This window comes from Bradyrhizobium jicamae, assembly GCF_018130215.1.
Taxonomy (GTDB): Bacteria; Pseudomonadota; Alphaproteobacteria; order Rhizobiales; family Xanthobacteraceae; genus Bradyrhizobium; species Bradyrhizobium jicamae_A.
The window spans coordinates 1-9,791 of sequence record NZ_JAFCKQ010000091.1 but is presented as its reverse complement, the minus strand read 5'-3'; the positions used below and the strand labels follow the sequence as shown (position 1 = coordinate 9,791).

General features: G+C 60.5%; 4 protein-coding genes and 1 pseudogene. All 5 read right to left on the bottom strand.

What is annotated here, in order from left to right; all coding sequences use genetic code 11:
• Nucleotides 1-315: 315 nt before the first annotated feature.
• Nucleotides 316-508, bottom strand: a pseudogene (locus tag JQ586_RS40990) (IS110 family transposase); the annotation flags it as partial.
• A gap of 114 nt (nucleotides 509-622) precedes the next feature.
• Nucleotides 623-5,515, bottom strand: a complete 4,893-nt coding sequence (locus JQ586_RS39570; RefSeq protein ID WP_212400043.1) for an autotransporter outer membrane beta-barrel domain-containing protein — start codon at nucleotides 5,513-5,515, stop codon at nucleotides 623-625.
• A 698-nt stretch (nucleotides 5,516-6,213) separates the two neighbouring features.
• Nucleotides 6,214-7,011: an enoyl-CoA hydratase/isomerase family protein gene (locus JQ586_RS39565; protein WP_212400042.1), complete on the bottom strand. Its 798-nt coding sequence runs from the start codon at nucleotides 7,009-7,011 to the stop codon at nucleotides 6,214-6,216.
• 31 nt (nucleotides 7,012-7,042) lie between these two features.
• The gene (locus tag JQ586_RS39560) at nucleotides 7,043-8,242 is read right to left on the bottom strand and encodes an alanine--glyoxylate aminotransferase family protein (protein WP_212400041.1); all 1,200 of its coding nucleotides are present in this window, start codon (nucleotides 8,240-8,242) and stop codon (nucleotides 7,043-7,045) included.
• Between the two features lie 128 nt (nucleotides 8,243-8,370).
• Complete coding sequence (locus JQ586_RS39555) at nucleotides 8,371-9,654, bottom strand: MFS transporter (RefSeq protein WP_212400040.1); 1,284 nt, start codon at nucleotides 9,652-9,654, stop codon at nucleotides 8,371-8,373.
• Nucleotides 9,655-9,791: the final 137 nt, after the last annotated feature.

Below are 9,791 nucleotides of genomic sequence, written 5' to 3'. Positions count from 1 at the left end.
ACCTTCACCCAACCGATCATAGAGCTCACTGTGCCCGCGCGCGTGCGTCTATCAGGCGGTCCTCGTCGTATGCGTACCGAACTTCGTAGCGCCAGCACCGCGAAACGGCTTCGTGGCTGATGGTCCGGACGCCGGCGATGCGCCAGAGCGCGCGGCTGCACGATGGCCATATACCTACGGCTTGGGGCTTCGGCTGCGGTGGCTACAGCGTGTCACAGGTGGGCGAGAAGCCCCAAGCTCCCCCGGCAGGGGACGGGACGTGACCAGCGTTTGGCAATTTGCCGTTTTACCGAGAGCCGACGCGTATTGAGTCTGCAGCTCGCGTGACCAATGGTGCGATGACGCGCAAGCCTCGATCCCCACCAGGCATGGCGGCAGCTTCTGGAAAAATGCCATGACCTGCTGACCTGCCGGCGCTTCAACTCTTCAACTCGCGGCCTATGACCACATGGCCGGCTGCATCAACGCCGTTCACTTGGAAGACCGACTTCGCGATATCCAGACCCATCGTCGAAATTGACTGGATATGCTGCTCCTCCGAATCGTGGGAGCCTCAAACGGCACCCACTCCTTGGCACTCTCCTGCCCGTGGAGGAGCCGTCCAACAGCATCACGAGCAGACTCACCAAGCGTAGCGAGCCACGCCCTTGCCGGCGAAACTGCTCGTTACATTCGCGAACTCGCCTTCGAAGGTCGCTGCCGCAGACCAGCCGTTACGCCATTTCATCTCAACCGAGGCAGTGGTCAGCGCGGAATCCAGTGCTTGCGCCGCGCCGTTGACGACGAAGGATGAGCCCGGCAACGCCTGGAAAGTGGCGCCGATGCCGCGGTCCGGATTGAAGTCATGTGCCCAGGCAAGACGGCCGCGCAGCGTGAGCACGCCGTTCATCATGGCAAAAGACTTGTCGCTACGGAAGCCGAGTTCGCTGCGGCTGTCGGTGACGCTCTTCGCGGCATAGGCGAGCACGAAGTTCGGCGTGCCCGTCACCACGCTCTCGGCGTAGGCCGGCAGGTCGAACATGGTGAACTGTCCCGCCGCATAAGGCGTGATGCCCATGCCGCCGACCCATGGAGCAATGAAACGATAACCGCTCTCGACGCGGCCCGAATATGCATTAGCGTTGAACTCGGCGCGCAGCTGATCAACGCCGGCAGTGGTCACGGTTCGGTTGGTCGTAATGTCCTGCCAGCCGTAAGCCACCGCGCCGGTGACGTAGGCTGCGCCTTCCGTATGGCGCACGTAAGCTCCTGCCTGGAACAGATCCGAGCGGCCGCTCGCGAGATTGTTGACGCTGAAACTGGTGCCGCCGCCGGCCAGCGCAAAACCAGCAAGCGTGTTGGGCGAGAACAGGTAATCTGCGCCGACAGCGGTGCCGGCAATGCTGCTGCGGGTGTCGTTCGATCCCAGGACAGGATCGCCGTTCGCCGTCTGCGACCCGCCATAGCCCGCGGCCCACACGCTCCAGCGCGGCTGGTAGACGCTCGCAAGCGGCGCCTTGGCGGACATCGCGAAAGCATCTGTCTTCTTGTGTGCGGCGTAGGCGCTCGCGGACTCATCGGCATAGCCGCTGGGCGAGTTCGATCCGTTGATGCCGTTACCGCGGCCCATGAATGGATCGGTTATCAAGCCCAGGAACTCGCTCATGGCATCGAAGGTGGTCTGCTGCGAGGCCGTCGCGCCCTCGCCGGAGGCCTGCGTCAGCCCCGCCGGCGTCAAGGCGCCATACACGATCGGGATGGTACCGACAATATTGAAGGAATTGACGAATGCGTTGCCAACATTGCGCTGGTTGATACTGAGCCCGTTGTTTGCAGGAGCACCTCCTCCAGAGGACGGCGGCGTCAAGTTCAGCGCAAGATTGAGGTAGGCGTGAGTCGTATCGTAGCTCAGGCTTGAACTGAAGCCCGATGGTAGGTTGATATTCGACAGCGAGCCGAATGTGCCGATGGCGCCGCCGACAGCATTAACAATCGTATATTGCTTGCTGACATAGGTACCAGACGAGAAGAAGGCTTGCACAGAAGCGCCGCCCAGCGTCGCCGATCCACTAGCGCTTACAAAGGACGCAGTCGCCGGATTAATTGCCACCTGATAAAACGCACCTTGCGAGAACGCGAGACTGCCGTTGACCGTCATCGACGTGCCTGGGGTACTATTACCCGGCGCGAATACTGCGCCGTTGCCAATGGCGAGATTTCCGATTGAGCCGTTGCCGAACAGGGCGCCCCCGGAAACAGTACTGGTGCCGTCAATCGTCCCGGTGTTGTTGAAAGTGCCTCCCGTGTTAATCAGGCCGGCATTTAAGGCACCGGCGTTACTCCCCGTACCGCTGTTAGTGACAAGCCCTGATACGGTCGCTGCGATCGCATTGGTGAAAGTCCCTGCGGTCGTGATCGCGCCGGTCCACGTTGCATTGTTCGTGATGCTGCCAGCGCTTGACGCAACATTGCCGATCCATGTCCCGTTATTGACGATGGCTCCAATGTTGCTGGCGACATTGGCGAAATAGGAACCGCCATTAGCCACCGTGCCCGCATTAGTCAAATCATCATGCATGGTACCGCCTGATGCCACCGCGATTATGCCGGTCGCGGCGTTGTTTACCGAACCGAATGTCGCCGTCCCCCCGTTATCCACCGTGAAGTTCGCCGCATTGATCAATGACGAGCCAACTGAAATCGAGCCTCCGTTACCAATTTTCAGCGCGCCGCCGCTCACAATTGTTATGCCGCTGTACGTATTGATCCCAGTGAGCGCAAAAGTGCCCGTACCAACCTTGCTCAGAGAACCAGGCCCGCTAATCACTCCAGAATATATAGTCGAAGTGTTATCGCCACCCGTAGTAAGGACAGCCGATCCCAAAAGGGTATTACCGGCTCCGGCCAACGAACCGATCCTTTGGTCGAAACCATTCAATGCCAGGATTGCGCCTTTATCGACAGTGAATGCCGAGGATGGAGCAAACACGTTGGCTGCAGCGGCAGCCATATTGCCCCACTGAACCTCGGTCGAACCTGTATAGGTCGAGGCGACGCCAATCGTCAGCGTGCCCGTGCCGAACTTTATCAACGGCCTTGCCGAGTAATTACCATTAGTGAGTTGGGAGGCGACGGGATTCGAATCGTTGTTGGCTAAGCCAAATTGCAACGTTTGAGCACTATTAAAATTGCTGCTAAAATCGTGCAGCAAGAACGCGCCGCGGCCATCGGTGCCCACGTCAAGCGTATCGGTCTTTTCGTCAAAGGTAAGCGAGGTAACTGTCGTATTGGGCAGCCCGGTACCAAGGCGACGCCAACCTGACAGCACCCCCGCAAAATTGCTGTCGGCCACCACGAGCGGGTTGCCGACATTGTCAGCATTATTGACACCTCCCACGAGCAGCGCATCCACGCCGTTGTAATCGACGAATCCCAATGAAGTCGGTCGCGTGAAGTTGGTCGGCAGGAAAGTAGTCAAGCTTTGGAAGCTCGCACCCTGATTAGTGCTTCCGTAAAGGTTGATGCTGTCAGCGACGAAAAAGCGTTGGTCTGATCTCAGGTCGAATTTCACCGACGTTGGTGCGACACCGGTGTATGCTCCTAGCTGCTGAAGCGAACTAGCTGCGGCTGTAGAGCTAAAAGCAACGCCGGAAAACGATCCCGCGAGAATAGCATTTGTGTTGTTTCGCGTTCCATAGTCGATTGTAGTGACGAACGTGCCTGAGCCGCCGAGATTCGTCAGCGACAGATTGATCGCGTTCGCTGTCGGACCATTGACGCCTGTCAGGGCGTCTCTTGTAACAGAAACGCCGTCGCTCTCGATTGCAATGCGTGTAGGATCAATGTTGTTGAGGACAAGCGGGCCAGTAAAATTTTGAGGGTTCGCGCCGATGAAATTGACAGACGCCTGTCCGGTGACATTACCCTGCGGGTCAACGATCGTGCGCGTCGCCTGCCCTAGGAACTGCGAGGTCGTATAGATTGCGCTGCTTGTACCTAAGGTAACGTCGTTGACACGCGCGTTAGTGCCATCGCCAGCCTGGATTTGATTGAAGGTTTTGCCGCCTACCGTTGCTTGGAGCGAAGTACCGTTATCCTGAGCAGCAATCACGACCCGCTTGCTATTGCCGTCGTACGCCGTCGCATAGAGCTCCATTGTCGAGAGATTATTCAGGCCCTGGAAAACGCCCCCGGTCGTCGATGGGCTGGTTCGCGCATAGATACCGCCGTCTACACCGAGCAAAAGCTTTCCATTTGCGTCGAAAGTCAGCACGCGACCATCAGGATGGATCGTCGACCCGTTTGCCGTATTGGTCGGTACGCCGTTGTCATCGCTCAATGATTGCGATGTGTTATTCGTGGCATTCACGCGATATGCAGCAATGGCGTTTACTCCGCCATTGTTCGAAAAGTTATTATCCCCCATGACGTAAATGAGATTGGGCGAATTTGGATCAATCGCCAACGCGATGTTAACCGGCGCCTGTCCGCCTCCGTTAACGTTGGGGGCCGTCAGCGTCGTATAGGCACCAGCACCGCCCGTCGCATTGTAATAGAGGCCAGTAAGCTTGCCCGTAGATAAATTGACTAGGCCAACCGCAAGTGCGCCCGTTGTTCCAACTGCCAGCTTTATCGTCGTTTGCGTGCCGGCCGTGATCAACGCGCTATTGGCAGATGTGAAGACCGCCGTCCATGTCGCTCCGCCATCGACGCTTTTGTAGACAGCGGTCTGATTGTTCGTTGCATTGCTGCTCGCTGTCACAGCGGCGTAGAACGTATTTGGATTCGTTGGATCGGCGACCAATGACGTTATCGGACCAGTAGGTAGCCCACTTCCGGCCGCACCGCCCACGGCGGCGAAAGTAGCCCCGCCGTCGGTGCTACGATACAAGCCTCCGCTGTAAAAACTTCCACCAGCCGACATGACGCGGGGTTCGTAAGAAGCCGCCAAGATCGTTTGCCCCCGAATGTCCACATCAGTGATGCTTTGACCAGTCAGTGTCGGGTTTGCGATCGTCATGAAGGACGCGCCGCCATTCGTGCTGTAGTAGATGATACCTGGAATGTTGCCGAAGTTTCTTGTGTTGGTGAACGTCGAAGCTGACGCAAATCCTCCGTTTGAGGTTGCTCCCGTTCCAACGATGACCGTTTGATGCGTGAGGTCGGTCGGATCGAGCGAAAGGCTGGCAATCGAGAGCGAAGCCTTCTGATCGGTCAGTGGCGTCCAAGTCGAGCCACCATCGGTCGATTTCCAAACACCGCCGTTGACGCTTCCAGCATAGATAACGTTAGCATTAGTTGGATCTGTCGCGATTGCTTCAATAGCACCACTTGCCGTCCCGTTTGGCGGATTATCTCCGCTGCCCACGGTATTTCGGTTGCCCACTGCCGGTCCCGGCCCCTCAGAGAGAAGGGTTGAGCCGTTTTGAATCTCGGCATGAACATAGGTAGGAATGACGGCAGCGGCGGTAACAAGAGCGAATGCTGAAATTGAAAAAGGTAGTATCCTGAATGACCAAGGTCGCTTATTCGCCATTTTGCGCGCCCCAATTTCTAAACTATTGTAATAATGCTAACGGGCGGCACTCCCGGAGTCGACGTGATCGGTTTTGTGTTCAGCGCAAAAAGCGAAAATGTGGCAATTTCGCATCTATTAGACTGGCAAATTCCACATCATTTGGCCGACTTGCAACGACACCGTTCGCTTGCCATCCGGACTTAAGCTACGCGGTGCGTGGGCTAACTTAGGTGCCCCATAGGTGCGTTTGTCGCGATAGCCAGTGCGCTCGCAGGCTGGCGTTATGGCCGCGAAACGTTGTCTATTGGCTCGGCGGACTATGCGAGCGAGGCCAGCGGAAGTGCGCCAAGGGCCACCTCGCCGATCCCTTCGCCTGCAGCATGGCCTGGAGCTGCGCCGGCCAGGACTGTTGAGCTCAGGCCATATCCCTCGGTGTGCTCGCGCCAAGCACCACGATCTGCGCCCAGGCTGCGCTTGCCGAGATGCAAGAACAGAGAAAGCAGACAACAGAAAGAGTGGCGCGCATTTTCATAAACGCCTCCTCGAAACGATTGTCGTGAGAAACTGCGATAGAAATTGCTTAAAGCCGGTTGCCCGCAACGGCCGCAAACGAGGTGGCAGTCCATCAACCATAAACGCGCACATGCAACATCCAAAGAGGGACCGCCGGCCGTGCTTTCACAGCGCCGTTCAGAAATGACCGGTCCTCGCAGCTGCTACTTGCCCTTCCAGTTGGGCGTGCGCTTGTTGAGGAAGGCATCCATGCCCTCGCGAAAATCCTCGCTCATATAGGCGCACAGGATCAGGTCCTCGCCCTCGTCGCGCGACAGGGTGCGGCGGATGCGGCGCACCGCTTCCTTGGTGACCTCGAGGGTGATCGGCGCGTGGCCGGCGACGAGCTTCGCGGTCTCGTCCGCGCGGCGCTGCAAGGTCGCAGCATCAGGCACGATCTCATTCAGCAGGCCGAGCGCCAGCGCTTCGGGCGCCTCGACCAGGCGTGCCTTGAAGATCAGGTCCTTGGTGCGCGCCGGGCCGATCAGCGAGACCAGCCGCGAGATGTTGGACATCGAGAGGCAGTTGCCGAGCGTGCGCGCGATCGGGAAGCCGATCCGGGTGGCCTCGGTGCCGATGCGGATGTCGCAGCAGGCGGCGATGCCCGCGCCGCCGCCGGTGCAGGCACCGGCGATCGCCGCGATCACGGGCACCCGGCACTGCTCCAGCGTGCCGAGCACGCGGTCGATCCGCGCCTCGTAGTCGAGCGCATCCTGCGCCGTCCTGAAGGCGCGGAATTGCGAGATGTCGGTGCCCGAGGCAAACGCCTTGTCGCCGGCGCCGGTCAGGATCAGCGCCTTGATCTGGTGATCCTGGTTGATGGCCTCGCAGATCGAAGCCATCTGCTCGTACATCGCAAAGGTCAGCGCGTTGCGCGCCTGCGGGCGGTTGAAGGTGATCCGCGCGATGCCGTCCTCGACGGAATAGATCAGGTCTTCGGTCGGAGTGACGGGCGCGTTCATGCTTCGCTCTTCCTGTTCTCGGGGATCAATCTCAGGCGACGGCGACCTTTGGCGCCTGTGCGGCATCGTGGCCCTTCAGGACCTCCATCGCCGCCAGCACGCCGCCGCCGCGATGCGGCACCTTGGCGAGATCGAGGCCCATCTCGACGCCCGACAGCGTGCCCATCAGCATCAGATCGTTGAAATGGCCGATATGCCCGATCCGGAACACCTTGCCCTTGACCTTGTTGAGGCCGGTGCCGAGCGACATGTCGAATTTCTCCAGCACGATCTTGCGGAAGTTGTCGGCGTCGTGGCCGTCAGGCAGCCGCGTGCCGGTCAGAGCCGGCGAATGTGCGTTGGGGTCAACGCACTGCGTCTCCAGGCCCCAGGCCTTGATCGCCGCGCGCGTCGCGGCGCTGTGGCGCTTGTGGCGCGCGAAGACGTTCTCGAGCCCTTCCTCCTCGAGCATCTTGACGGCCTCTCTCAGGCCCATCAGCAGATTGCACGCGGGGGTATAGGGGAAGGTGCCGGCCTTGTTGAAGGCGATGACCTCCTGCCAGTCCCAATAGGAGCGCATGCCCTGATTGGCCCTGGCGACCGCAAGCGCCTTCTCCGAGACGGCGTTGAAGCCGAGCCCCGGTGGCAGCATCAAGCCCTTCTGCGAACCGGCAACCGACACGTCGATGCCCCAGGCGTCGTGCTCATAGACCAGCGAGCCGAGCCCCGAAATGGTGTCGACCATCAGCAGCGCGGGATGCTTGACGCGGTCGAGCAGCTTGCGAGCCTCCAGCGGCGGCGTCACGCAGCCGGTCGAGGTCTCGTTGTGCACGACGCAGACCGCCTTGATCTTGTGCTGCTTGTCGGCGACCAGGCGCCGCTCGACCTCGGCAAGATCGGCGCCATGGCGCCAGTCGCCCGGGATGAAGTCGACGTCGAGCTTGAATTTTTCGGCGATGCCGCGCCACAGCACGGCGAACTGACCGGTCTCGCACATCAGGACCTTGTCGCCCGGGGAAAGCGTGTTGACCATCGCCGCCTCCCAGGCGCCGGTTCCCGACGACGGATAGATGATCACCGGCTGCCTGGTGCGGAATACGCGCTGCATTGCGGCGAGCACCGCAAAGCCCAGTTCGGCAAACTCGGGACCGCGGTGGTCCAGCGTCGGCATGTCCATCGCCCGCAGCACCCGGTCCGGCACGTTGGTCGGTCCCGGAATCTGCAGAAAATGCCTTCCAGTGTGCACGGTCATGAGCGCCCTTCCCGGTCTTGCGCAGGCTTGATAAGCCGCTCGCATATCACTATTCGCCGGGTTTGTCCCTCGCCGGGCGGGAGGCCGTCATGCATATCCAACGGCCCTGCGCCCGGCGTTGCGCCGCGCTAGCGAGCCGCCACCGCCTTGGCCGGGGTGACCATTCCCTCCGCCTCCTCGAACGGCCGCTCCGGATGCATCAGGAACGCGGAGAAGCCGCCGAGCAGCAGGAGGCCCATCGACATCAGGAACGGCAGGTACCAGTTGCCGGTCGCGTCGATCACGAAACCGGCCACCAGCGGCGAGACGATCGCCGCGAACGCCGATCCCGTGTTCATGATCCCCGACGCGGTGCCGGAATATTTCGGCGCGATGTCCATCGGGATCGACCACATCGGGCCGATCACGAGCTCGGCGCAGAAGAAGCCGACCGACAGGCACAGCGCGACCACGGTGATGTCATGGACGAACAGGATCGGCAACAGCGAGAGCAACGCGCCGGCGAATCCCGTGACGGTGACGCTGAGGCGCGCAAGACGCACATTGCCTGATCGCTCGAGGATGCGGTCCGAGATGACGCCGCCGATGCTGTCGCCGATGACGCCGGCGAAGAACACGCCGGAGGCGAACAGTGCCGAGTTCTTGATGTCGAGGCCGTAGTTGTTCTTGAAGAACAGCGGCAGCCAGTTGAGGTAGAGCCACAGGCACCAGCCGTAGCAGAAATAGGTCAGCGTCACCGGCCACATCCGTTGCAGCAGCGGGCCCCACGGCACCTTCGGCCGCTCGCCCTGCGGACGCGGCGGCAGCGTGGCGAGCTCCTCGGCGGTGACAGAGGCATGCTCGCGCGGCTCGTTGCGGAAGTACCAGACCCACGCGATACCCCACAGCAGGCTGACCATGCCGAGCACGACGAAGGCGCCGCGCCAGGTCAGCCACAGCATCAGCATCGCGACCACCGGCGGGGTGATCGCGTTGCCCAGCCGGGCGAAGGAATGGGTGAGGCCCTGCGCGAAGCCGCGTCGACCCGCAGGCGTCCAGTACTGCATCGCGCGCGTGGCGGTCGGGAAGGTCGCGCCCTCGCCGAACCCGAGCGCGAAGCGTGCGACGAACAGCGCGGCGAGACCATGGACAAAGCCCGTCATGATGGTCGCCGCGGCCCAGATCATGCCGCACCAGAACAAGGTGCTGCGCGGCCCGAAACGATCGCCGACCCAGCCGCCGATCACCTGGAACAGCAGATAGGGATAGGCGAAGGCCGAGAACACCAGGCCGAGCTCGGTGTTGGAAAGACCGAGCTCCTTCTGGATGTCGCTGGCCGCCGTGCCGATGTTGACGCGATCGACATAGGTGATGAAATACATCACGCAGAGCAGTGCCAGCACGACATGCGTGGCCTTGAACCGAATCCTCATAGTGTCCCCTCCGAGTGCGCGACCTTTTGCGTTGTTTGTGCTCGCGACTGCCTGTGATCGCTAGCAGGCTGTTGAAGAACTCAGCCGCGTTCGCAAACGAAGCCTGAATCGTCGCCATTGTGGATGTAGAAGTGGCC